This is a genomic window from Agrobacterium leguminum (assembly GCF_005144435.2).
GTDB classification, from domain to species: domain Bacteria; phylum Pseudomonadota; class Alphaproteobacteria; order Rhizobiales; family Rhizobiaceae; genus Agrobacterium; species Agrobacterium leguminum.
In genome coordinates, this window is record NZ_CP120212.1 from 2,124,135 (window position 1) to 2,148,908 (window position 24,774).

16 protein-coding genes and 1 pseudogene are annotated in these 24,774 nt (G+C 54.6%); 10 read left to right on the top strand and 7 right to left on the bottom strand.

What is annotated here, in order from left to right; translation table 11 throughout:
- Positions 1-126 precede the first annotated feature (126 nt).
- From gmd to CFBP4996_RS24305, 9 genes are all read left to right on the top strand, one after another.
- A complete protein-coding gene (gene gmd, locus CFBP4996_RS24265) occupies positions 127-1,098 on the top strand; it encodes a GDP-mannose 4,6-dehydratase (protein WP_020811463.1) in 972 nt (323 codons plus the stop codon).
- Between the two features lie 2 nt (positions 1,099-1,100).
- Positions 1,101-2,096 carry a GDP-mannose 4,6-dehydratase gene (locus CFBP4996_RS24270; RefSeq protein WP_080853503.1) on the top strand — a complete coding sequence of 332 codons (996 nt, stop codon included), beginning with the start codon at positions 1,101-1,103 and terminating at the stop codon, positions 2,094-2,096.
- A gap of 312 nt (positions 2,097-2,408) precedes the next feature.
- A complete protein-coding gene (locus CFBP4996_RS24275; protein ID WP_080853502.1) occupies positions 2,409-3,869 on the top strand; it encodes a glycosyltransferase family 4 protein in 1,461 nt (486 codons plus the stop codon).
- Between the two features lie 442 nt (positions 3,870-4,311).
- Positions 4,312-4,680 (top strand): IS66-like element accessory protein TnpA, encoded by a 369-nt coding sequence (gene tnpA / locus CFBP4996_RS24280; protein WP_279511360.1) that lies wholly within the window; start codon positions 4,312-4,314, stop codon positions 4,678-4,680.
- Positions 4,677-5,027, top strand: a complete 351-nt coding sequence (gene tnpB, locus CFBP4996_RS24285) for an IS66 family insertion sequence element accessory protein TnpB (RefSeq protein WP_080853500.1) — start codon at positions 4,677-4,679, stop codon at positions 5,025-5,027. Before tnpA ends, tnpB begins: the two co-directional genes overlap by 4 nt.
- 59 nt (positions 5,028-5,086) lie before the next feature.
- On the top strand, positions 5,087-6,724 hold the full coding sequence (tnpC, locus tag CFBP4996_RS24290) for an IS66 family transposase (RefSeq protein WP_080853499.1): 1,638 nt from the start codon (positions 5,087-5,089) through the stop codon (positions 6,722-6,724).
- Between the two features lie 1,339 nt (positions 6,725-8,063).
- Positions 8,064-9,515: a glycosyltransferase family 4 protein gene (locus CFBP4996_RS24295; RefSeq protein WP_080853498.1), complete on the top strand. Its 1,452-nt coding sequence runs from the start codon at positions 8,064-8,066 to the stop codon at positions 9,513-9,515.
- Between the two features lie 116 nt (positions 9,516-9,631).
- Complete coding sequence (locus tag CFBP4996_RS24300; protein ID WP_080853497.1) at positions 9,632-11,140, top strand: class I SAM-dependent methyltransferase; 1,509 nt, start codon at positions 9,632-9,634, stop codon at positions 11,138-11,140.
- Entirely contained in the window at positions 11,137-13,791 is a 2,655-nt protein-coding gene (locus tag CFBP4996_RS24305) for a glycosyltransferase (RefSeq protein ID WP_080853496.1), read from the top strand. The genes CFBP4996_RS24300 and CFBP4996_RS24305 overlap by 4 nt, the downstream gene beginning before the upstream one ends.
- A gap of 326 nt (positions 13,792-14,117) precedes the next feature.
- Here CFBP4996_RS24305 and CFBP4996_RS24310 read toward each other — a convergent pair.
- From CFBP4996_RS24310 to CFBP4996_RS24335, 6 genes and pseudogenes are all read right to left on the bottom strand, one after another.
- Positions 14,118-15,163: pseudogene (locus CFBP4996_RS24310) on the bottom strand (IS110 family RNA-guided transposase).
- Between the two features lie 141 nt (positions 15,164-15,304).
- The gene (locus CFBP4996_RS24315; RefSeq protein WP_080853495.1) at positions 15,305-16,201 is read right to left on the bottom strand and encodes a MurR/RpiR family transcriptional regulator; all 897 of its coding nucleotides are present in this window, start codon (positions 16,199-16,201) and stop codon (positions 15,305-15,307) included.
- 97 nt (positions 16,202-16,298) lie between these two features.
- Positions 16,299-17,261 (bottom strand): ABC transporter substrate-binding protein, encoded by a 963-nt coding sequence (locus CFBP4996_RS24320; protein WP_080853494.1) that lies wholly within the window; start codon positions 17,259-17,261, stop codon positions 16,299-16,301.
- Between the two features lie 7 nt (positions 17,262-17,268).
- Positions 17,269-18,309, bottom strand: a complete 1,041-nt coding sequence (locus CFBP4996_RS24325; protein WP_080853493.1) for a FecCD family ABC transporter permease — start codon at positions 18,307-18,309, stop codon at positions 17,269-17,271.
- Positions 18,306-19,352, bottom strand: a complete 1,047-nt coding sequence (locus CFBP4996_RS24330; RefSeq protein ID WP_080853492.1) for a FecCD family ABC transporter permease — start codon at positions 19,350-19,352, stop codon at positions 18,306-18,308. Before CFBP4996_RS24330 ends, CFBP4996_RS24325 begins: the two co-directional genes overlap by 4 nt.
- A complete protein-coding gene (locus CFBP4996_RS24335) occupies positions 19,349-20,161 on the bottom strand; it encodes an ABC transporter ATP-binding protein (RefSeq protein WP_170988591.1) in 813 nt (270 codons plus the stop codon). The genes CFBP4996_RS24330 and CFBP4996_RS24335 overlap by 4 nt, the downstream gene beginning before the upstream one ends.
- 282 nt (positions 20,162-20,443) lie before the next feature.
- On the opposite strand from CFBP4996_RS24335, the gene CFBP4996_RS24340 reads away from it, so the two are divergent.
- Positions 20,444-22,615 (top strand): TonB-dependent siderophore receptor, encoded by a 2,172-nt coding sequence (locus CFBP4996_RS24340; protein WP_080853490.1) that lies wholly within the window; start codon positions 20,444-20,446, stop codon positions 22,613-22,615.
- A gap of 60 nt (positions 22,616-22,675) precedes the next feature.
- Here the strand turns inward: CFBP4996_RS24340 and CFBP4996_RS24345 are convergent, their stop codons facing one another.
- Complete coding sequence (locus CFBP4996_RS24345) at positions 22,676-24,742, bottom strand: ATP-dependent helicase (protein WP_080853489.1); 2,067 nt, start codon at positions 24,740-24,742, stop codon at positions 22,676-22,678.
- Between the last annotated feature and the right edge of the window lie 32 nt (positions 24,743-24,774).

Genomic DNA, 24,774 nt, shown 5'->3' on the forward strand with positions numbered 1-24,774 from the left:
AAAGGACTCGGTAAATACCGACAAATATCATAGAAGGGGTTGCTGCCTGCGCATTTTTTGGAATTCGTGCTGGCATGTAACGCAGGATGACCAGAAGATCTGGGTTGATTAGATTACAGGTGGAATATGAAAAAGGCGTTGGTAACCGGATTAACTGGCCAGGATGGAGCCTATCTTTCGCAGTTTTTGCTGGAGAAGGGTTATGAAGTATACGGCTTGGTGCGCCGCTCCAGTACCGCAGATGTCAATGATACTAGGCTGAAGTGGCTGAATATCGACAGGCATGTTCGTTTTATTGATGGAAATCTTACAGATCTCTCCAGCATAATTCGGATTATGCGTGAAGTGCAGCCCGACGAAATATACAATCTGGGTGCGCAATCATTTGTAAAGTCTTCCTGGAACCAGCCGCTGCTGACGGGGCAGGTGACCGGCATCGGTTGCGCAAACATGTTGGAGGCGACGAGACTTGAGGCGCCGGGTGCGCGCTTTTATCAGGCTTCCTCTTCTGAGATGTATGGCCTCATTCAGGAGGCGATGCAGAACGAGACGACGCCGTTTTATCCGCGTTCCCCTTATGCTGTTGCGAAACTTTATGCGCACTGGATGACGGTAAACTACCGTGAGAGTTTCGGTTTGCACGCCTCCAGTGGTATTCTGTTCAATCATGAATCGCCGCTGCGTGGGATCGAATTTGTAACCCGCAAGGTTACAGACGGTGTGGCCAGAATTAAGTTGGGGCTTCGCGACGAGCTACGCCTCGGCAACATTGATGCGAAGCGTGACTGGGGTCACTCCAAGGACTATGTCCGTGCAATGTGGCTGATGTTGCAGCAGGAAATCCCGGATGACTATGTCGTTGCAACAGGGCGCACGGTTACCGTTCGAGATATGTGCAAGATCGCTTTCGGGCACGTTGGGCTGAATGTTGACGATTATCTCGTGATCGATCCGGAGCTGTTCCGCCCGGCCGAGGTTGACGTACTTCTTGGTAACCCCAAGAAAGCAAAAGAGAAGCTTGGTTGGGAAGCCACAATCACGCTTGAAGAAATGATTTGTGAAATGGTTGATGCGGATATCAGTCGGCTTTCGAAGTGAATATGGCGCAGCAAAATTCTGTCTCTAATCCCCGTATCTTGATAACGGGCGCGAATGGATTTGTTGGACGTTGGCTGCGGGAGGAATTACAAAAAGTCCTCCCGCCGGCTGCTCAGATAATTTCCACCTTCAAGGGAGGTGGAAATGACATTGCCGCTCAGTCACAAGGAACTGAGGTCTCAATTGCGTTGAACATTGAAGACGAAGAGGCTGTCTCACAGGTTATAGAGACCTGGCGACCGACCGTGGTTATACATTTGGCTGCGGTCTCTCATGTATTGGAAGCCTCTGCTTCTCCGAAGCAGACATTTGCCGTCAATCTTAACGGAACGATTGCGCTGGCATGTAGTGTTCGCAAATTTTGTCCTGAAGCCCTGTTCCTAAATATCGGGTCGTCCGAGGTTTATGGGAGCAGCTTTATCGGTGCGACAATGCCTTTGGACGAGGAAACGTTACTTGCTCCGACAAATGTCTATGCAACGTCAAAAGCGGCGGCAGATCTCTTCATTGGCCAGATGTCGAAAAGTGGGCTGAATGCTGTTCGATTTCGACCATTTAACCATACCGGGCCGGGGCAGGCGGAAAACTTCGTAGTCTCCGGTTTCGCGGCGCAGATTGCACGGATTGAAAAAGGTTTGCAACCACCGATCATCAAGGTTGGGAATCTTGAAGCGCAGCGTGATTTTACAGACGTCAGAGATATAGTCTCGGCTTATGTGGCGGCGGCCCTTCTGCCTCCTGAGAGATTTAAGGACGGCGTGATCATAAATCTATCCTCTGGAACTGCGCGCCGAATTGGAGATATTCTAGACAGTCTGCTTGCAATGTCCCAAGTCAAGATTCAAGTCTTAGAAGATCCCGCTCGAATGCGAGCGAGTGAAGTGAGCTATGTGGCAGGGAGTTCGGCCAAAGCTGGTCATCTTCTCCAATGGTCGCCGCAAATCCCCTGGGAAACAACGTTACGTTCGGTTTTGGATTATTGGCGAGCGCGCGAATAAATTCAGGCCGGTCACGAGATCGATTGGATTGATTTACGCTTCAAATATATGTGGATCTTGTATCGGCAGCGTTATATCGAAAAAAGAATCACTGCTGCGTTACAGTCACCGATTAGTCTCATTGAGGTTTCAAGTTTGCGCGTTGCCTTTTATGCTCTGCAGTCTGTAAAGATTTCTGGGAAGTTTTTCTTGTCCTTGTTGCTTGCCTGAAAGGAGCCTTAAATTTCCTCCATAGAAAGCACCAAGCGAAAAAGAATTTATTTTTCTATATGCGCGACTTTACTTTGAGTCCAATATGAAGTTGGGGACACTATGTCTAGTGAACATAAAAAAAAGCGCGTGTTTTTCGATATATCCAGCCTTGTGGAGTATGTTTCGAAAATAGATCGGTACTCCGGAATTCAGCGAGTTCTCGTAAACATAATAACGAAACTTGAGAATGCGACGTCGGACGCAGAGTTTTATTTATGTTTCCACGAAGGTGTGGGGAAAAAATATGTGTGCGTTTCTTTTGACGATTTTGACTTAGCTAATTTCGATGATCCCCGGACGCTTCGAGGTGCTTTGAATGTCGGAAAATCGAAAGGTACGGCAGATGTAGGTATAATTTCAAAATATAAATCGAACGCTGCGAAATATTACTTCCATCGAACGAGACTGGATATCTTGGCATTCCTTGGCTCGAAAAGTTCGTTTCTCAGATACAACATAACGCCTGAGCGTTGGCTGGAAATGCGCTTTCCTAAGGATGGAAAGGCTCGGAGGGACACGGTAAGAAAGAGTTTTCTAGCCATATGTCGTCCTGGAGATGCCTTGGTCAATCTCGATAGTTCGTGGTTGCCTTTACATGAAAGAACATTCTCCGCTGCCAAGGAGAAAGGCGTAATATGCTATACGCTTGTCTACGACCTGATTCCCATTTTGCTACCGCAGACGACCCACGGGATGATGCCTCTTATCTTTCATAAATGGCTGGCAAACAGTGTCGACTACACCTCGAAATATCTCTGTATTAGTAATGCTACAAAAAGGGATCTACAGGATTTTTTGGCCAAATACGGTTTCGAACGCGAGGTCGCGGTCTTGTCCCTAGTGCAGCAGGGGATAGATAAGAAAATCTCTCCCACGGCCTTGGGGCCTATGTCTACGCAAGTTAACAAAGATGCGTATCCGTGGCTGCACGAAGTGGCGGAAATTCCTGACGATGTACGCAATGTGACGACTGTTCCTTATGTTTTATGTGCCGGAACAATTGAGGCACGGAAAAATGTATGGCGTATCGCTCAGAGTTGGCAGCGCTTGCTTCAAGAAGGGAACTACGACCTTCCGCGGCTTGTGTTCGCTGGTAGAAAAGGCTGGCACATTGAGGCGTTCGAAAATTTCCTGAAAGGCTCGGGTAATCTTGATGGTTGGATTCAGGTAGTCGAAGCGCCCAGCGACGCTGAGTTGGCGTTCCTATACAGGAACTGCAAATTTTCGATTATGGCAAGTCTTTACGAGGGCTGGGGATTGCCCGTCGGCGAGGCGCTTTCCTATGGAAAAACGGCAGTCGTGGCCAATAATAGCTCCCTGCCGGAGGTTGGTGGTGAGTATGTCGAATATTGTGATGCGACCTCGATTGAGAGTATTGCTGCCGCTTGTCGTCGCCTTATCAACGATCCTCAGCGCCTCCAGGAGTTGGAAAAGAGAATCTCCACTGCGAAAATGCGTAATTGGGAGGAAGTGTGTCGCGACTTGCTCAGTATTTTAGAGACTGACCCCGAAAAAATGTGAGCGATTTCAGTCTGTTGCGATTTTTTCGGATTTGCGAAGAGTCGATGTAGAGCAGGATGGCCTGGAGTGAAACTACCCGACTGAATTATGAGGGCTGTTTGTTGATTTGTGCTGAGAAGTGGCTCTAACGCATTTTTTGCTGACGCAAAAACGCTAACGAAGAGCGCCTTCGCCGTAGACGCCGGTGCGTTCACCTCGATGCCTGGGTATCGCCTCAGTTATCATGCGAGCGATTCGGCAGCAGGGCAAGGACACGGTTGCGCTCCAAATCGAAGATAATCGTTCGATTGTGTTGACCCTCGCGCCAGGCCCAGTCATTAATTCCGACAACACGCGGTGTCGATATGTATGCCTGCGGCGAGGGCCGTCTGGCTTGACTTGGTGATTAACTCTAAGTCCATGGCTTATGTCATGCGCTACAGTGATTTCCCCCATTGAGCTTTTGTCTGCCGACGATCTTGGTCGCCGGCGGGATTGGTCGGACGAAGAGAAGGTTCGGATCGTCGAGGAGAGCCTGCAAGGCTTTCGGCAGGGGTCCGCGACGGCGCGGCGATATGGTTTGTCGCGGTCACTGTTGACCCGTTGGCGTCGAGAATACCGAAGCGGGCTTCTGAACGTTTCCGCGTCAACGGACTTCGTGCCGCTTTCGATTTCGCCACCGCCGGTGGCATCTTTCGAGATGGCCCCGCGGCTGCCTGAAGACGACAGGATGATCGAGATCGGCCTGCCGAACGGTCGTCGCCTGACGATCCCGGCTTCGCTTGATCCAACTATCCTTGCTCGGCTGTTGCCGGTTCTGGACGCGTCATGATCGCCTTTCCGCCCGGGGTGAAGGTGTGGATTGCGGGCGGTGTGACGGACATGCGTTGTGGCATGAACAGCCTGGCGCTGAAGGTGCAACAGGGGCTTGGCCGCGATCCTCACGGCGGCGAGGTCTTCTGCTTTCGAGGTCGCAAAGGTGACCTGATCAAGGTCCTGTGGCATGACGGCGTCGGCATGTCGCTCTACCTGAAGCGCCTGGAGGCAGGCAAGTTCATCTGGCCGGTTGGCCAGAATGGCTCCGCCGTGCCGGTGTCGGCGGCTCAACTCGGCTATCTTCTGGAAGGGATCGACTGGCGTAATCCACGCTGGACGCAGCGACCTGCAACGGCAGGCTGATCGCGAACATTCCTCTGTTTTTGTTGGGCTTTTGACAAACGGCATGGTAGCTTTCGGCCATGGACGACGCTGCTTCGGAGATAGCCAGGTTACGGGCCGCGCTTGCGGCATCGGAGGCGCGTGCCGCCTCCGCCGAGGCTGATCTCGCTCAGGTGCGAGCCGTCGTGACGACGTCCGAGGTGATGATCCGGCACCTCAAGCTCGAGATCGCCAAGTTGCGTCGCGAGCAATATGGTCAGAGTTCGGAACGACGCGCCCGGCTGATCGACCAGATGGAATTGCAGCTCGAAGAACTTGAGGCCGACGCCACCGAGGACGAGATCGCCGCGGACCGCGTGGCGGCGGAGGTTGTGCAGGTTCCAGCCTTTAAACGCCGCCGACCAGTCCGTAAGCCGTTTCCCGAGCACCTGCCGCGCGAACGGCTGATCATCGAGGCACCTTCGACCTGCAACTGCTGTGGCTCGGCCCGGATCGTTAAGATGGGCGAGGATATCACCGAGACGCTGGAGGCGATCCCGCGCCAGTGGAAGGTGATCCAAACGGTGCGCGAGAAGTTCACCTGCCGGGACTGCGAGAAGATCAGCCAGTCACCGGCACCTTTCCATGCGACACCACGCGGATGGGCGGGACCGAACTTGCTCGCGACGATCCTGTTCGAGAAGTTCGGCCAGCACCAGCCATTGAACCGCCAGGCTGAGCGCTACGCCAGGGAGGGCGTCGATCTCAGCCTCTCTACGCTGGCCGACCAGGTTGGAGCCTGCGCAACGGCGCTGCAGCCGATTCATGATCTGATCCGCGCCCATGTGCTGGCCGCCGGGCGGCTGCATGGCGACGATACCACCGTGCCGCTGCTGGCCAGGGGCGCAACGAAGCAGGCTCGGTTATGGACCTACGTTCGCGATGATCATCCCTTCGCGGGCGGCGCGCCTCCTGCCGCACTCTTCTACTTCTCTCCGGATAGGGAGAAGACCCATCCCAACACGCATCTTGCCGGATGGCGCGGCATACTGCAGGCCGATGCCTATAGCGGCTACAACGACCTCTATCGTGCCGACCGCAGCCCCGAACCAATCAAGAGCGCGCTCTGCTGGAGCCATGCGCGGCGCAAGTTCTTCGAGTTGGCCGACATCGCCGGCAACGTGCGCAAGGGCAAACCTGCCCATGAGATATCGCCGGTCGCGCTCGAGGCTGTAGCCCGCATCGATGCGCTCTTCGACATCGAGCGCGGCATAAACGGCATGTCCATCGAGGAACGTCTCGCGGCGCGGCAGCAGCATGCTCGCCCGCGCGCAGAGGACCTGCACGACTGGCTCATGGCCCAGCGCTCCCAGATGTCGAAGCACAATCCCGTCGCTAAGGCGATCAACTACATGTTCGAGAAGGACGGGCGCTGGGAAGCCTTCACCCGGTTCCTCGACGATGGTAGGCTCTGCATGTCGAACAACGCGGCAGAGCGCGCCCTGCGCGGGATCGCTCTCGGAAGAAAGGCATGGCTATTCGCTGGCTCCCAGCGCGGCGGCGAGCGTGCTGCCTTCATGTATTCCCTGATCGTCACGGCTAAGATGAACGATATCGATCCGCAGGCCTGGTTGGCGGACATCCTCGCCCGCATGCCCAACATTCCCGTATCACGACTGCCGGAACTGCTGCCTTGGAACTGGTCTGCCGCTGGCAGCGGCCGACAGATGGCCGCCTGATGGGCCGCCCGACGCATGTCTACACGATCGGCTACGTCGCTGTGCTGAATGGCAGACCAGCCAAAATCATAAGCGGTGTGGCCTACGCCGGATGGATACGTCGATATCGGCACAAAGAGACACCCTCACGATCCGTAATATCATGTCGCCGCTGACCGGTATGCCTAGCGTTTCCGACAGGAGCGAGCCAGTTTCTCAAACCTCGGCGAGGCCGATTGCGAGATGATGCTTGCATAAGCGGGCCGTGCGACGCCCTTTTGGCAGCACCGTCTTTGGTAGTCTCTCAGTGAAGATATTGCGCGAACAGCTTGGATTGACGCATCGGAAGCGGCGAGCTTGGAACTGAACCTCCACCAGGCGCTCATGCCACGGCGGATTTGCCAACAGACGCTCGTAATGGGTATGGATACACACGGATTCGTGAGCCGCAACAGGTGCAACATGTTTCTTCTGCTGTCGGGCGCGTGACAAGCACGACCGATCGGCCTGCGGAAGAACAAGAACTATGGACGGCTCGGAAGAAATCGGCGGGCGGAAAGCTTTCATTGACCCTTCGTCTCACCTTGGTTGTTGCGCTGCAGTCAGAGTCGCGTCGCGGCGCAAATGCCGGGTCACTTCTCATGTTTGGATTTCTTTTTCGAGCCAAGGACTTTTTACCGCTGGAACGAGGATCGATGCGTACATGTTTTAGTCATGCTTGGGACTAGCAATTTGAATTCGACGTAGAGGCTTGGGACGTCGCCGCGAAAACCATCGATGCAGAGGACGCTCTCACGTTCATGCGCGGCAACAACGTTATTTCATTCCGTCAATAATAAACCGGTGTGGCCGTGAAACGGCGCGTACCTTGGTGGCCCGCCAACTTGGACCGTGGCGTACCCGTGACGAATTTGGTTCCAAGTGCTTCCTTCTATTCGGTGGGAAATATCGAGCATCAAACCGGGATCGATCGCCTTAAGGCGAAACGGGACTTCGTAACGTCAGGGATATTGTGTGACGTATGTGTTGATTGCCCTTAATTATTCACGAGATTTATCACCTACGACTAATATGACCTTGTTTTCCAGCGTGTCAACGCGTATCGGAGACATCCTTAAAGTGTTGCTGGGTATTTCCCGCCCGAGCATCGATGTAGGATGACCCGGCCACAATGCGCCTTATCGACGTATCCCACGCTGCTGGAGATAAGCGCTTGGCAAATGAAATACTTGGATGGCGGCCAAGATAAACTGGGGAAACACGTTGCAGTCAATTCTGGACGACTGGGGAATTCGTGTCTGAGCAACGCCAATGAAATTCGGTGTTGGTCTGTGATCAACATACAGATTATGAGGTAATAATGGCTCCGTTGGTGAAAAAAAGAAAAATATATTTTGATATATCCAGCTTGGTAAATTATGTCTTCAAGATCGACAGATTTTCAGGTATCCAGCGGGTTCTGGTCAATATCATTATTGGTTTAAAGAATTACACAAATGATGTTGACGTCTTTGTTTGCTTTCATGAGCGCGCAACAAACAATTATGTCTGTGTGAATCTTGTCGATTTTGGTGTTGCAAACCTTGCAAATCCAAAGGCGCTTCGCGATGCGCTGGATATTGATGGGGGCAGGGAGCGCACAAATATTGACGTCCTTTTCAAATATAAATCGGAAACGCTAAAGTATTATTTTCAGCGCACAAAATTTGATATATTTGCACTCCTGTCTCAGAAAGACCGCTTCGTCCGGTTTAATATGACGCCGGAAATGTGGCTTGAAAAAAGATTCCCCCGAAAAAGGAAAAATAAACTCGAAAAAGCGCCGAAGAATGACTTTTTTGCAAATTGTCAGCCCGGAGAAGTTATGGTGAATTTTGATGCTTCATGGCTTCCAATGCATGAAAAGACATTTAAACGGGTAAAGGAGGCAGGTATAACTTGCTATACGCTAGTATATGATCTTATTCCTATTTTAATGCCAAATGTGACTCAGGGTATGATGCCGCTTGCTTTCCACAGTTGGCTTCTTAATAGCGCGGGATATACAACCAAATATTTGTCCATAAGCAATGCCACAAAAAATGACCTTCTTGCTTTTTTTAAAAGCTATAACCTGAACTTTGATGTTCTCACTCTGCCCCTTGTTCAGCAAGGTATCGACAATGAAATTCAGCCACGGAAACTTGGTCCATTGTTAGAGGAAGTGAACAAGGAAAGCTACCCTTTTCTTTGCGAGACGGCGGAACTCTCGGAGACTGTTCGCCATATAGCAACGGTGCCTTATGTCCTGTGCGCTGGTACTATTGAGGCCCGCAAAAATGTCTGGCGAATTGCACACTGTTGGAAAATGTTACTGGAAAAAGGCAACTATAATTTGCCCCGCTTGATTTTCGCCGGACGCAAAGGGTGGCTTATCCAGTCGCTGGAGGGACTTTTGAGTGCGACAGGAAATCTCTACGGCTGGATTGAAATTGTGGATAGTCCGAGCGATGAAGAGTTGGCTTTTCTTTATCGAAATTGCAAATTCACTATCATGGCAAGTCTTTACGAAGGTTGGGGGTTGCCGGTTGGGGAGGCTCTCTCTTATGGAAAGACAGCTGTTGTCTCTAACTGCAGTTCACTGCCGGAAGTTGGCGGCGATTTGGTCGAGTATTGTGATCCTGAATCCATTGAAAGTATAGCGGCCGCTTGTGAGCGTCTGATTGTGGATTCGGCGCATCTGGAGCAATTGGAAGCAAAAATCCGGCAAGCCCGTCTGCGTAGCTGGGATGACGTCTGTCGTGAACTATTGGAAATCATAGAGACAGATTGAAAGGTGGACATGAACGGGATATCGGACCTAATATTTCCTGAAGTGGAATGCTATCTCTGATTCAGCACCGTTGCAAATTGTAGGAGGGTATTCGAATAACACAAGACGGATGGGAAATGGCGGACACATTCTATTTGGACTTTGAGGCTCGCTTTCGAGGCGATCCGGCTGTAATTCGAGAGCGCTTGCGCGTTTATGAAGCCTTTTTAAGGCCTTTGGCCGCGCAATCTGACGCTCGATTGCTAGACCTTGGCTGCGGGCGAGGTGAATGGCTGGAACTGGCTGGTGATGTAGGGCTGGATGCGCGAGGTGTCGATCTCGACGAAAATATGCTATCGGCGGCGCGAAAGCGAGGATTGGCAGTTGAAAACATGGATTGCTTGGAAGCTCTTCGTGCAGTTCCTGATGGCACATTAGCAGTTGTGTCAGCTTTCCATCTGATTGAGCACATATCATTTGATGATCTGCGAGAACTCATTGCCAACGCCCGCCGCGTTCTTCGTCCGGGCGGCATTATGATTCTTGAAACACCTAATCCCGAAAACCTAATTGTTGGGTTGGTAAATTTCCATCTGGACCCCACCCATAGAAAACCGCTCCCGCCTCTGCTTACGAGCTTCTTAGCCGAGCATACAGGTTTTTTTAGAAACATAATACTGCGCCTTCAAGGAGCAGAGAGGAGGGCGGAGACGGAAATCAACTTTGAAAGCGTCTTGACGACCGTTTCTCTTGATTATGCCGTTGTGGCTCAGGTCGCAGGACCGCTAGCACACGAACTTGATTCCGCATTTGAACTTCGTTTGGGACTTGACTTATTGGGCGGTGTTCGTCGGTTCGACGCGGCTTTTGCCGCACAGACAGATGCGCTGAAGGCAACCTCATCAGCTTTGGTTGTCCAAACGGAAAATTTGAATTCCGAGGTTTCTGATTTGCGGTGTGAGGCCGATGCGCTGAAGGCAACCTCATCAGCTTTGGTTGTCCAAACAGAAAATTTGAATTCTGAGGTTTCTGACTTGCGGTGTGAGGCCGATGCTTTGCGGGATGAGATCGCAACATTCAGGAGAGAAATCACAACTGCACTTTCCGAAAAAACAGGCGCCTTGGAAGCTGGCGCTTCGCATTTGCGGAGCGCGGTAACGGCTCTTCAAACACGTATTAATGAGCCGGCCTATGCGCGCTTGCTTCTGCATAGCTCAGGGATGCCAAGGAGAGCGGTGAGGCGTCTTTTGTTTCACGCAAATGGAAAGCCCCGCGGTATGTTTCGCAGTTGGGTGCTGAAGTCAGATAATCGTCCTCATCGTGTCTTTCGTCGATGGATGGATAGCCCGCAGTATCAATCCATGCCTTGGCCAAGCCGCCAACAATCGCCCCAAGACTCTGCAAACCTAGTTGCTCTCGAATCTCCTTCGATAGCGTTGACGGCTCCGATAGAAAGAGAAAATGATCCTCAATCAAAAGTAGCAAAACCTCAAAAAGATTTCGACGTGGATTGCATCGCAAAAAACTATGACGGCAAAGGAATTGGTGTTGATCAGAAGAATTATGGCGATGTTGTTTTTAGAAATGCCTCGCTAACCTACGACAAGGCGCGAATGTTTATAGGTATGTATGGAGAAAAGCGGTGAAGTATATTGAGACTTTGGATTTGGTGTATTTAAATATATTTAATCGCCTTCAAAATTCAGCCTATGATGGTCATGATCTGAAAAATCTTTCAACGGATGCGTTAAAAAGTATGGCGCTCGCGTCTGCTGGAATGCCATTAGAGGAGGATGAGTATTTTGAAAAATTGTCCTCAAGGGAGCTATGCTATGCTTTATATTGGAGACATTTGCGTAGAATTCCAGACGCTGGAGCTTTAACCGCTTGGTCTACGCAAGAGTTTGATCGACAAACTGCACTGGATAGGAGTGTGGCGCTTTCAAATTCGGTTGAAGCACGACTGCACGGCCGTCGTAGTTTTCACGGAAATTTCAAGAACAACAGTGATTCATCTCGTGGAAATATTTATATTGACGTCTCGAACACTATTGACACTAAAGCTCGTACGGGAATCCAAAGGGTCGTACGAAATATATCCTTTGCGCTAGAAGATCTAGTTGATGTTAATTATTGTTATTATAATAAGGAGAATGACTGTTATTTTTTAATTGAAAATATTGATGAAATACAATCTTGCGAGAAATGCTCATCGGAAAAAGTTGAGTTTTCCAAGGGAGACATATTTTTTGATGTTGATGGATCTTGGGGGGATTCGCTCTCTCGATCCAGCCTATATTACGAACTAAAAAAGAATGGTGTTATTATTTTCGCCATTCATTATGATGCAGCGCCAATATTGTTCCCGCAGTTTTCGCATCCCACGACAGTACTGCGCTACGCTGAACATTTTGCGGCTGTCACTACATATGTGGATGTAATGTTCTGCATATCTCGAGTCGTGTGTGAGGATCTGGATAAATTATGCGCCAGTATGAATATTCGGATTCCGACGACTAAAGTCATTGAGATGGGATATCATTTTGGATCCCGTCAGAGTGTCGTCGATAATGTTGTAGGAAATCATCTGTATAAGACCCCATATGTACTTTGCGTTGGCACTGTAGAGCCAAGAAAAAACTACAAACTTGTCCTGGATAATATTGATGCTATTTCAGAACTTGGATACAAAGTCATAATTGTAGGGAAGCGAGGATGGGAAAGCCAGAGTTTTTTTGAGCGCTTGGAATATCTGAATGAAAGTTCTGATAAATTGATTTGGCTCAATAATGCTGATGACCAAATTCTTGAGGACCTTTATTTAAATGCTTCGGCGCTTATCGTTCCGTCCTTCTATGAAGGGTACGGTTTGCCTGTTTTAGAGGGATTGGCAAGAGGTTGTCGTGTTCTAGTCAGTAATGGCGGGGCTCTTCCCGAGGCGCTTAGTGCTGGCAATGGCGTAATATTTCAGCTGGAAGAAGAAACCAGCTTTCTTCGACAGTTGAAGATAGTGCTCGCTTTGGAGGTCAAGAGTCCATCTCTGCGCGGTGATGAAAGGTCTGCTGACGTAAGTCAAAGTTGGAGTGCAGCCGCTAAACTCATATACTCCACAATAGAAGATCATTGGCAGTCTGCCTCTGACCTTCCTGAAAAGATACCGCTCGTTTATATTAGCATTCATCCGAGCAATTTTTCGAAATCCATAGAATCTTTTTTGAATTGGAATTTCCCCTTTGGTACTGTTTCGGTTCTGACGTCGGAAAAATTTGCGTCGGAATTCGAGATAATCCTCAATAATTTCAAGGTGAAATACGAGATTTTTAATGAAGAGGAGTTGCTGGCTGAGGCCGGGATCAGTATGCCAGAGGATCATCAGGAGCGTAATTATACTCTTCGAAATGTTTTTTATAAGCGCCTGTATAAAGACTATGATGTATTTTTGGCATGTGATGATGACGCTATTCTTATTTCGGCTATCGCGCCCGAGGAATTCTTAAAGGAGGGTAAGTATCAAGCTTATCGATATTACGATAGCATCTCGGAATGGAAGTCTAGTTCATTTGGTATAACGTCTTTTGATCGCGGGCAATGGTATACCGGCGCTATACTTAATGACTTTGGCTATAACAATGATGGCTTTGCGGCTCATCGTCCGCAGATTGTCAAATCGAAGTGGGCTATGGAGATAGCTAACGAACTTAAGTATATTGTGGGTAGAAACCTTGATGAGTGGGCTACTTATTTTAATATAGCGATTCACAGGTACCCGTTTGCCATTGAAGCCAAACAATCTACAGTCTTGAATTGGCCAGCTAATTTTGCGTCATGGATGCCTAATTGGTTTAGTGATCGTGTTACCTTTCTCAACTATTATTCCGATTTTGGAGGTATTAATTCTGAAAAAATAATATTAAAAAAAGCACATGAATATAATTTGTACCATTTTCAAAGAATGTTTTGTGAGAATTTTGTAGATTCTGTGGTTTCTGTTTCTCTTTCTGATGCAGGATTGGAGGCAGACGGGGTTCGGATTTATGCGCTGAGAGGAATTTGGGTTTTCATACCGATGCGCATCCGAGATGAACAAGACTTTGTCTACTGTATCAGTCAAAGTGGGAATATAATTATTGATGGACGCAATGATGTGCAGAAATTACACAGTAGGACAAACCTCATGATTAAAGTACCATCCAATGAGGGACTTTATGATATCTTGATAGAGAGTGTCGATGGGACGCTGCGTTTGGAGTTGGAATTGGTAGTTCTCCCTTGTGCATTCTTACCGAACGACGTGTAGTGAACGTTGTTTCATCAGTTTTAGGGAGATGTCTGGAAAGGTACCGGATGCTAAACGATGTGGCGTGTGTGGATGCCCCGGTTTGGCAAGAAGAATTTTCTGACGAATGTTTGCGGACGAGGAATTCTATCGGTCGTGTGTCGGGCCTCTCGATGTGGCCTGATTAGCCACGGGCCGGGATGTAGTTCGAAGAATAGGATCCACATCGGTTCAGAGAGCTTGGTTGGCTCGAGCCCCGGGACTGGTTTACCCCATTCTGAACATTGAAGTCCTTTCCGCATCGTTCCGTCAGTCGATCTTCTCACCGGGGCTTAACGCCGCAGGCATTACCCCCGTTGCCTTTCGAGAAAGGCAGCGGATCGCGCCATTCTGTAATTCTGCTCCCTTATCATCATGGCCCATATGATGCGCGGCATCTTATTGGCCAGCGCGACGGCGGCAACCATTTTCGGTTTCCGGCCGAGCATATGCCCGAGCCAGTTGTCGGGAAAGACGCCCTTATGGACGATCCATCGAACAATGCTCATGGCTCCGACAACCAGCAACCTGCGAATATCGGTCTGTCCCATCTTGCTGACACCACCAAGGCGGGTCTTCCCACCCGTTGAATGCTGCCTTGGGACGAGACCGAGCCAGGCGGCGAAGTTCCTGCCGCTCTTGAAAGTATGAAGGTCAGGTGCAAAGGCGAGGATCGCGCCGGCGGTCACAGGGCCAACTCCGGGAACGGTGCAGAGCCGGCGCATCTCGGCGTTCGATGTCGTCGCCTCGCGAAGCTTGAGGCTCAGCTCATCGATCTTTTCGGTGAGCAACCCAATCTGGTCCAGATAAAGCCGGTCAATCTCCCGAACAGTGTCAGGCAGATCAATGGCCTCATCGGCCAGCATGCCTGCAACCGCACTGAGATTGGCAGGGCCTTGGGCAATGACTATTCCGAACTCCGCCAGATGACCGCGCAGTGCATTGATGAGTTGGGTACGTTGGCGCACAAAACATTGATGGGTCCGAAACGCCACCGCTCTTGCCTGATGCTCGGTGCTCTTGACCGCAACCTAGTGTATGTTCGGGCGCAGCGCGGCCCCCGCGATCGCGGCCGCATCGGCTGCGTCATTCTTCTGACGTTTGACGAACGGCTTCACGTAAATCGGCGGGATCAGCCGCACGTCGTCGTCGCGATTTTGAGCAAACCGGCCCCAGAAATGGCTGGTGGTGCAGGCTTCCATAGCAACGATGCAAGACGACTGCTCGCTTAAAACTGCTGTAAACGAGCCCGTGATAGGACCCAGTTGAATAGAACCGCCCCGCCGCGATCCGTTCCACAGACTTGGAAGCTCCGCTTCGCGAGGTCGATCGCAAGGATATGCACCTGTGTCATCTGCCTTCCCTCCGTGAGCGCCACAATGGCGCTAGGCAGGCATCATACGCCGATGCCGGACGAAAGGGGGCATCCCCGTCAGTTCAATCCGTTCTCGGTGCAAGTCTATGGCGGCCAACAGATTGCCAAATAAAACTGCTCTTATAACCGCTTATGCGGCCTGATCGACGTCCTCAGTTCCACTAGCCGCTCCAGCGTCTCAAGGCTTCGCTCTGGGCAGGCGGCGGAGAGGGCAAGGGCCATGGTTTCCATGGCGATGAAGGTGGGGGCGTGCAGTGCCACGCCTTCGTTTTTGGCGCGGGGCAGGAAGAGGCTGGCGTTGGCGTGTTTTTTTAGCACGCTGTCTTCCTGGCCGAGCAGCATGATGATCGGGATGTCGAGGCGGCCGGCCTCGGCTATGGCGGTCTGGGCTTCGCGGTGGGCGCGGCCGTGCAGGAGCATGATGAGGACGTGGCCGTTTTCAAGCTCGAGCAACTGCTCTGCAAGCGCGATGCCGGTGGCGTTGAGCGCATAGGAATGGACGCCCGAGCGTTGGAACAGCCTTGCCGCATAGGTGGCGATGATGCCGGAGGCGCCGATGCCGAGCACGCCGATGCCGCGCGCTTGCGAGAGAAGCCGCACGGCCGCGGCCATGGCTTCGCGGTTTTCTGCGCTTGAAAGCATCTCCAGCGTGTTTTTTTGATTGTCGAGCACGAAATCTATCGCCGCATCGCAGTTACCCGATATGGATTTTGTCGTCGCCGCCATTTTTTCGACGGGCGAATCCGTCACGCCCAGATAGGCCTCCAGCGTTTCCTTGAGATCGACCAGCCCCTGAAAACCGAGCGCCTGTATGGCGCGGATGACGGTAGCATCGGATGTATTGGTCTCGAAGCCGATTTCCAGCGCCGATTTGGCGAGAACGGCATGGCGGTGGCCGTCAATATATTCGGCAACGGCAAGCAGGCCCGGCGACAGGCGGTCGCGGCGCTTGCGCAGCTGCTCGCCGAAACGGTCGGTGCGCCGAAGCCTTGATGTATGCGTTTCGCCAGCCGACATGAATTCTTCCGTGAAGCTGAGTTTTCTACTCTTCTTCACGAATTAGCAGCGCGCCAAGCCGGGAGGCAAGCGCTTTTGTCCGTAGTGGTCGTTGCCGTCACTTTTCGTGCGCCGGCCGCACCGTCAAATGCGACTGGACGGCGGAGACCATGAGACTGAGCGCGGCATAGGAGTTGGAAATCGCTTCCTCGCGCGGCAGGAGGATGTAACGGCCGTTGCGGCAGGCCTGAAGAAAATTGCAAAAACCCGGCATCACGGCTTCCATCATGTCGATTTCCGCCTGCGGCGAAGCGCCGGTATCGGAGCGATAGGGATCGAAGATGATATCGGCATCGAGTTCCGGCAGCCGTTCGGCGCTGATCTCGATACGGTCGCCATCCGGAATGGCGTCGATGATGGCGGGGAAACGAAACCCCGCGTCCCGCAGCACGCGCCCGAGTGCGCGATAGGTGTGGTAGACGCTGATCTTGCCGTTGAGCGGCTGGAACACCGAAACCGTGATGGCGCCGGTATCGACCGAAGCCTTCAGCGCCTCGATCTGCGCGCGATAGCGCCGGTCCAGCACGGCCAGCCGCTCCTGCGTGCCGGTGAGTTCGGCCAGCATTTTGTAAATATGCGGTGCGCCGTCTTTGGTATTGTCGATGGCGACGGTGGGGGCAATCTGCGCCAGTTTTTCAACGGGTGTGGGGCGGTCAGGCTCGGTCAGGATGAGATCGGGCTTGAGGGCGATAATCGCCTCCAGATCGGCATTGATGGAGCCGATATAGGCGATGTCGCTATTGTCGAAATCAACACCGGTCAGAATGGCGCTGGAGCGCAGATAGGGTTTGCCGTCCGCTCCCATGCGGCCGTGGCTGCCCACCGGCGTCACGCCCAGCTCGATCAGCGGAATGGTGAGGTCTATATCGTGCAGTGTCACGATGCGTTTCGGCTTTGCAGGAATGGAAACGCTGCGGCCGAGGTCGTCGGTAAAGCTTCGGCTGGTCTCTTCGGCTTGAGCGGTGGCTGTGCCGAGGAGAAAAGCGGCGGCCGGAAGAAGGGCGAGAAGTGTTTTGCGCATGGGGGACCTATAGGCGATGCCGGTGAAACCAGAGAAGAGCAAGCAGCGTGGGTGCGCCGACGGCGGAAAGAACGAGACCGGTCGGCAGCTCCAGAGGTGAAAAGGCGGTTCGGGCGATGGTGTCGGATGCTGCGACCAGAATTGCGCCTGTCAGGCCTGCACCTATGACAAGCCCGGGATAGGAGCCGCCGGGCAACAGAAGCCGGGCGATATGCGGCCCGATCAGGCCGACAAAACCGATGCTGCCGGTGAAGGAAACGCAGGATGCGGTGAGGCTGACGGCAAGCGTGACATGAAGCACCGAAAGGAGGCGGTTATGAACGCCGAGCGTCGTCGCCGCATGATCGCCGAGCGCCTGCACGTCGGCGGCGCGCGCCGTCAGGAGCAGAAGGCCAAGGGCGATGACGAGGATGACGGAGAGGATTGAAACGGCGGTCCAGCTAGCGCCCTGCAGGTTGCCAGTCATCCAGATCATCGCTGTCTGCAAATTGCGAATATCGAGCGATGCCATGAGGATAAGCAGCAAAGCTGATAAAAACCATGAAAAGCCGATGCCGGTCAGCACGAAGCGCAGGCGCGAGGTTGCGCCGGAGAGCATCAGAACGATTGCGGCACTTGCCATGCCGCCGGCAATGCCCGCAACGGGGCGCAACATGACCGGCAGGGAAGGCAGCAGGAACAGGCAGCCCAGCACGGCAAGGGATGCGCCTTCGCGCACGCCGAGCAGGCCGGGATCGGCAAGGCCGTTGCGGGTCGTGGCCTGCATGATGGCGCCGGCAATGCCGAGCATGGCCCCGGCAACCATCGCAAGCGCCAGACGCGAGAGCCGGAAGTCGAGAACCACGACCGCGTCGGTCATGGCGGGATCGGTGTTGTTTGCAATGACAAGCGACCACAGGGCGGTGGTGGGAATATGCTGGCTACCGGCGGTGAGTGACCACAGGGCGACAAGCATGAGGCAGAGGAAAAGCGCCAGCAGAATGATGAGCCGCGACGGCATGACGCGGACGGAGAAGCGCCCCAGTCGGACAACCCGGTAACGGTTCATTTCAGCACCCTGCGCACCAGCCAGAGAAACACCGGCGCGCCGACAAAGCCGGTCATTGCGCCCGTGGGCAGTTCTTTCGGCAGGAGAATGAGGCGGGCGGCGAGATCGGCGGCGATCAACAGAACCGCGCCGCCGAGTGCTGCGATGGGTATGGCAAGCAGAAGCCGCCCCGTTTTCAGGCGCGCGACGAGCGGCGGCACCACCAGACCGACGAAGCCGATGGGACCGACGACGGCGATGGCCGCGCCGCAGAACAGCGATATGGAGACAAGCGCCAGAAGCCGGGTCGAACGGACCGGCACGCCGAGCGCTGCGGCAGTGCTGTCGCCCAGCCCCAGAAGATCGAGCCGGGGGGCGACGGCGAAAGCGAGGATAAGCGCGATCGCGGCCGCGGGTAGGGCGGTGGCGATGGTTGTGATCGAAACGCCGGCCGTATCGCCCACCAGCCAGAAACGCATCTGCTGCAATGTTTCTTCATTGAGAATGAGGATGGCGGAGGTGAGGGTTGCGGCAAGCGTGGAAAGCGCAATGCCGCAAAAGACGAGTTTTGCCGGTGTCAGCCCCTGCCGTCCGGCGGAAGCAAGGAGAAGCACGAGCGAGAAGCTGATGCCCGCGCCCGTCGCCGCCAGCAATGGGCGGAACAGCGGCGTTGCGATCAGCCCGAGCGGCATCACTGTCGCGAGAACGACAGCGAGGCTTGCCCCGGCATTCAAGCCCAGAATATGCGGCTCGCCAAGTGGATTTCGAAGCAGGGTTTGCAGCAGAAGCCCCGCTGTTCCAAGGCAGGCCCCGGCCTGCAGTGCAGCCAGCAGACGCGGCAGGCGCAAGCGCATCAAAACCTGCTGGTCGAAATTGCGGGCGTCATAGGCGAATATCAGGTCTTGCAGAACGTGCGGCGCGATGGGGCGCGGGCCGGTGGCCATATGCGCCAGCACCAGAAGCAGCATGGTGAGCAGCAGGAGAAGCGTTGCGGTGAGCGTGCGGCCATAGGCTCGCTCTCTAAGGGCAAGGGTGCTTGCGCTGCTGGTGCCGGTAAGGTTCATGCCGCGCCGGCCCGTCCGGGCAGGGGAAGAAATACCGGCCGCGCCGTCACCGGATGCGTGAGCTGGGCAACTGCCATATCGAATACGTCGGCAATGATGCCGGCATCGCAGGCCGCCGCCGTTTCCAGCCGGTGCCGCAGCTGCCCGTCCTTAAGGAAAATCAGGTGATCGGCATATTGCAGGGCAAGATTGATGTCATGCAGCACCGCCACGATCGTGCGGTTGTGGCGGCTGACGAGGCCCGCCAGCATGTCCAGCACCTCTATCTGGTGGTGCAGATCGAGAAAGGTCGTCGGCTCGTCGAGAAGAATTATATCCGTCTGCTGGGCCAGCGCCATGGCGATCCAGGCGCGCTGGCGCTGGCCGCCGGAAAGGCTGTCGACCGCTCTTTCCGCCAGTTCGGACATGCCGGTCACGGAAAGCGCCTCTTCCACCGCGCGGGCGTCTTCCTCGCTCCATTGCTTCAGAAATCCCTGATGCGGGTAACGGCCGCGGGAGACGAGGTCGAAAACCGAAAGCCCTTCCGGCGTATGGTTCTGCTGCGCCAGCATGCCGAGCTTTTTCGCCACCTCCTTGGTCGGGTGACGGAAGATATCGCTGCCGTTGAGAAGAATATGGCCCCGTGCGGGCCGGTGCAGGCGGGCAAGCGCGCTGAGAAGCGTGGATTTTCCAGAGCCGTTTGGGCCAAGCAGAACGGTGAAGCGGTTCGGCGCGACATCGATGGACATATCCGCAAGCACCGGCGTGTCGCCATAGGCAAGCTCGATTGCCTGCGCCGCAAGGCCTGTATTCGTGCTTATGGGTCTCATGCCGTCGTTCAAATTCGTCACCGTCTGAATGCGTTGCCACCAGAATTATTGATGACTGTAGTAGTCAAGTATATAGCGTTCAAAAATGCGGTTTTTGCCGGTCGATTTGAACAAAAAGCGGCTGTCATGGGCTGAAATGACACGCCATGAAGCGCGAATGCAGCCTTCGGTACCGACGTTTTGCCGCGCTGAAGCGGAAATAAAGTTGACTACTACATTCATCAATTGAAAGAGCGGTGCATCGTCGCGATGACGATTTGGGACAGCCGGGGACAAGACAGGATGCATGACGGTTCGATGATCATTGGGGTGCGCTCGCGGGCGCTGCTGGCGTTTCTTCTGGCCGGGGTCGCCCTGCCTGCTTATGCGCAGGAGAGTGCGGCACCGAAGAAAAATGCTGATGGAACGACGGTGCTCGAAACCATAACCGTCAATGCCGATGTCAAAAAAGGTGCGCGCGGTTATCAGCCGGTGACGACGGGCACGGCGACACGCACCGAAACGCCGCTCCTCGACATTCCGCAATCGGTCAATGTGGTGACGGCCGAGGTGCTGCGCGACCAGCAGGCGCGCTCGCTGGATGAAGCGCTGGCCAATGTCAGCGGCGTCACCCAGGCAAATACGCTCGGCGGTACGCAGGATGCCGTCATCCGCCGTGGTTTCGGCGATAATCGAGACGGCTCCATTCTCGTCAACGGGCTGAAGACGGCCCTGCCGCATTCCTTCAACGATACGGTCGAGCGGGTGGAAGTGCTGAAAGGCCCGGCCTCCACGCTTTACGGCATTCTCGATCCCGGCGGCATGGTGAATGTCGTGACGAAGAAGCCGGAGGACACATTCACGGCGGAGGCCTATTCGCGCTTTTCCGCCTATGGGGCGGGCAAGTATGGCACATCAGGCGGTTTCGATGTGACCGGCCCGATTGCGGGCACGGATTTTTCCTATCGCCTGATCGGCGAGGGGGAAAACAGCGATTATTGGCGTAATTTCGGTGAGAAGAAGAACTGGCTGATCGCACCATCGCTGAAATGGAGCGGCGAGGACACCGACATCACGGTTTCCTATATGCATGAGGACTACAGCGTGCCTTTCGATCGCGGCACGATCTTCGATCCGGCGACCGGCAGGGCGATCAATGTCAGCCGCCGCCTGCGCCTCGATGAAGCCTATAATATCACGGACGGCAAATCCGATCTGGCGAGCATCGCCATAGACCGCCAACTCTCCGATGACTGGAAACTGTCGCTGAACTACGCCTATAGCCGCAACGAGTATTCGGACAATCAGGCGCGCGTGATGGGCTATAATTCCCGCACCGGGCAGGTGACGCGCCGGGCCGATGCGACGCAATATTCGACGATCTACAATCACGCGCTGCGGGCGGATCTGACGGGCGAGGCCGAAATCGGCGGGCTGCGCAACGACCTGCTGTTCGGCGTGTCCTACGATTACAGCGACACCCTGCGCACCGACATGCTGCGATGCGCGAATTCCACGAATTTCAATGTCAACAATCCCGTCTATGGCCGCTTGCCGGTCTGCACCACGGTAAGGGCGGTCGACAGCGACCAGACGGAAGAGCTTTCCACCGCCTCGATCTATATGCAGGACGCCCTGCATCTTAACGATCAATGGATCGCGGTCGGCGGCTTGCGTTACCAGTATTACGACATCTATGCTGGCAAGGGCCGTCCCTTCGTCGTCAATACCGAGAAGGATGGCGGCGAACTCATTCCCAATGCCGGCCTCGTCTACAAGCTCACTCCGAATGCCTCGCTTTACGCCAATGTGGCGAAAACCTTCCGTCCGCAATCATCCATCGGCGCCTATTATGGCGGGCTCGATCCGGAAGAGGGCATTTCTTATGAAGTGGGCGCGAAGTTCGATCTTTTCGCCGGGCTCAACGCCAATATCGCCCTGTTCAACGCTCGCAAGCGCAATGTCGCCTATTCGGAAGATGTCGGCGGCGTCTCGACGGTGAAGGCCGCCGGCCTCGTCCGTTCGCGCGGTGTCGAGGTCGATATTGCCGGCAGCCTGACCGACGATCTCGATCTCATCGCAAGCTATGCCTATACGGATGCGCTCGTGCTTGAGGATCCCACCTATGCCGGCAAGCGCCTGCCGAATGTGGCGCGCCACACCGGCTCGCTCTTCCTTGCCTATGATGTCGGCGAGGTCGGTCCGAACGGCAATACGCTGCGCATCGGCGGCGGTGTGCGGGCGGTGGGTGAGCGCGCGGGTATCAACGACAATTCCTACAATCTGCCGGGCTATGCGGTCTTCGACGCCTTCGCCACCTACACGCTTCAGTTCGAAAAGCCGGTGACGCTGCAGCTCAATCTGAAGAACATCTTCGACAAGACCTATTACACCTCGTCCATCGGCTCCACCAGTTATGCAAATGCCGTAGGCGAGCCCTTTAATGTCAGCCTGACGGCCAGCGTAAAGTTCTGACAACGGCGTCGAGCGGAAAACAATCGCCAGTCATGAGAGCGGGGTGAACGCCCCGCTTTTTTATTTCCACATGGCGCGCATCCGCGCACCCACATCGATGCGGATCTGCTGCGCGCTGCGTTCGGAAGCGGCAGCCGACACCAGTGGCCAGGTTGCCGTTTCGAAGAATTGCAGCAATGTCGCCGGGATGAGGCGGGTTCTTGCGGCGTAGACATGCCTGTCGCCCTGCTGGTTCTGCCCGCCGGTGAAGAAGCGTTGCGGCGTGATCAGCGCGAGACTGTCCTTGGCGCGCGTCATGGCGACATAAAGCAGCCGGCGTTCCTCCTCCAGTTCCTGGGTGGTGCCGACCCCGAGATCGGAGGGAATGCAGCCATCGACCACATTCAGGATGAAGACGGAGCGCCATTCCTGGCCTTTTGCCGAATGGATGGTGGAGAGGCTGAGATAGTCCTCGTCAAGTAGCGGCACGCCGGCCTGATCGCTGGTGGCGTCCGGCGGATCGAGCGTCAGCTCGGTCAAAAAGCGCTCGCGTGAGGGGTAGCCGCCGGCGATCTGCTCGAGCTGGAGCAAATCGGCCTTGCGGGTGTCCGCATCCTCATGGATGCGTTCCAGATGCGGTTCGTACCACAATCGCGCCTGCCCGATCTGGCCCGGCCAGTCGTTCGGCGCCTGTCGCAGGCCCACCAGCATTTGCGTGAAGGCTGTCCAGTCGTCGCCCGTCTTCGGCGGCGGCGGAATTTCGGCAAGGGCAAGCAGCGGCTCGGGGTCTGTCGCAATCGCATCGAGAATATTGCCGGCCTTCTTCGGTCCGATGCCGGGCAGCATCTGCAGCAGCCGGAAACCGGCGACGCGGTCGCGCGGGTTCTGCGCGAAGCGCAACACGGCCAGCATGTCCTTCACATGGGCGCTGTCGAGGAATTTCAGGCCGCCGAATTTGACGAAGGGGATGTTGCGGCGGGTCAGTTCCACCTCGATCGGGCCGCTATGGCTGGAGGTGCGGAACAGCACGGCCTGCTGTTTCAGCGTCATGCCGGTTTCGCGGTTGGCGAGAATCTGGTCGATGATGAAATTCGCCTGCTCGGTTTCGTCCTTTACCGTCACGAGTTTCGGGCGCTCCAGCGATTGCCGCTCGGTCCAGAGGTTCTTGGTGAACCGCTCGCGCGCCAGATCGATGACGCCGTTGGCGGCCGCAAGGATCGGCTGAGTCGAGCGATAGTTGCGGTCAAGCGTGATGATGTCGGCAGCCGGGCTGAAGGAAGCCGGAAAATCGAGGATGTTTCGCACCGTTGCCGCCCGGAAGGAATAGATCGACTGCGCATCGTCACCCACCACGGTCAACCCGCGGCCACCGGGCTTCAATGCCATCAGCACCGAAGCCTGAAGCCGGTTGGTATCCTGATATTCGTCGACCATCACATGGTCGAAGCGGTTGCCGATATCGTCCGCAAGGATGGGATCGCTGACCATCTGGGCCCAGTAAAGCAGGAGATCGTCATAATCGAGCACGTTCTGGACCTGCTTGGCCTCCACATAGGCTGCAAACAGTTCCTTAAGTTCGCTCTCCCAGTTGGCGACCCAGGGATAATGCTGGCGCAATATCTCCTTGAGCGGCGTCTGGGAATTCACCACACGCGAATAGATCGCAAGACACGTACTCTTCGTTGGAAAGCGGCTTTCGGTTTTGGAAAAACCCAGCTCGTGCCGGGCGAGGTTCATCAGGTCGGCGCTATCCTCGCGGTCGTGGATGGTGAAATCGATGTTGAGCCCGATCTGCTCGGCATAGATGCGCAACAGGCGCGCACCGATGCCGTGAAACGTGCCGGACCAGGCCAGCGCGTCTGTCATGATTGCCGAATTCGCCCCGATAACGTGTTTGCAGATACGCTCGACCCGCCGCGACATTTCCGTGGCGGCACGTCTGGAAAACGTCATCAGCAGAATGCGGCGGGGATCGGCGCCATTCACGATCAGATGCGCAACACGGTGGGCGAGCGTATTGGTCTTGCCCGAACCGGCCCCGGCGATGATCAGCAGCGGTCCGGCCGTGTGCCCGTCTGCCAGCCCAACGCCATGCTCCACCGCCCTGCGTTGCTGTTCGTTGAGCTTTTCCAGATAGGCAACCGCCATGCCAGCAATCCTTAGATAACCTGCCTGTCCCC

Coding starts and splice junctions, on each gene's coding strand:
- CFBP4996_RS24320 (WP_080853494.1), bottom strand. CDS start 17,261: ATGCGCAAAACACTTCTCGCCCTTCTTCCGGCCGCCGCTTTTCTCCTC.
- tnpC (WP_080853499.1), top strand. CDS start 5,087: ATGGACGACGCTGCTTCGGAGATAGCCAGGTTACGGGCCGCGCTTGCG.
- CFBP4996_RS24335 (WP_170988591.1), bottom strand. CDS start 20,161: ATGAGACCCATAAGCACGAATACAGGCCTTGCGGCGCAGGCAATCGAG.
- CFBP4996_RS24295 (WP_080853498.1), top strand. CDS start 8,064: ATGGCTCCGTTGGTGAAAAAAAGAAAAATATATTTTGATATATCCAGC.
- CFBP4996_RS24300 (WP_080853497.1), top strand. CDS start 9,632: ATGGCGGACACATTCTATTTGGACTTTGAGGCTCGCTTTCGAGGCGAT.
- CFBP4996_RS24345 (WP_080853489.1), bottom strand. CDS start 24,742: ATGGCGGTTGCCTATCTGGAAAAGCTCAACGAACAGCAACGCAGGGCG.
- CFBP4996_RS24340 (WP_080853490.1), top strand. CDS start 20,444: ATGCATGACGGTTCGATGATCATTGGGGTGCGCTCGCGGGCGCTGCTG.
- gmd (WP_020811463.1), top strand. CDS start 127: ATGAAAAAGGCGTTGGTAACCGGATTAACTGGCCAGGATGGAGCCTAT.
- tnpB (WP_080853500.1), top strand. CDS start 4,677: ATGATCGCCTTTCCGCCCGGGGTGAAGGTGTGGATTGCGGGCGGTGTG.
- CFBP4996_RS24275 (WP_080853502.1), top strand. CDS start 2,409: ATGTCTAGTGAACATAAAAAAAAGCGCGTGTTTTTCGATATATCCAGC.
- CFBP4996_RS24325 (WP_080853493.1), bottom strand. CDS start 18,309: ATGAACCGTTACCGGGTTGTCCGACTGGGGCGCTTCTCCGTCCGCGTC.
- CFBP4996_RS24270 (WP_080853503.1), top strand. CDS start 1,101: ATGGCGCAGCAAAATTCTGTCTCTAATCCCCGTATCTTGATAACGGGC.
- CFBP4996_RS24315 (WP_080853495.1), bottom strand. CDS start 16,201: ATGTCGGCTGGCGAAACGCATACATCAAGGCTTCGGCGCACCGACCGT.
- CFBP4996_RS24330 (WP_080853492.1), bottom strand. CDS start 19,352: ATGAACCTTACCGGCACCAGCAGCGCAAGCACCCTTGCCCTTAGAGAG.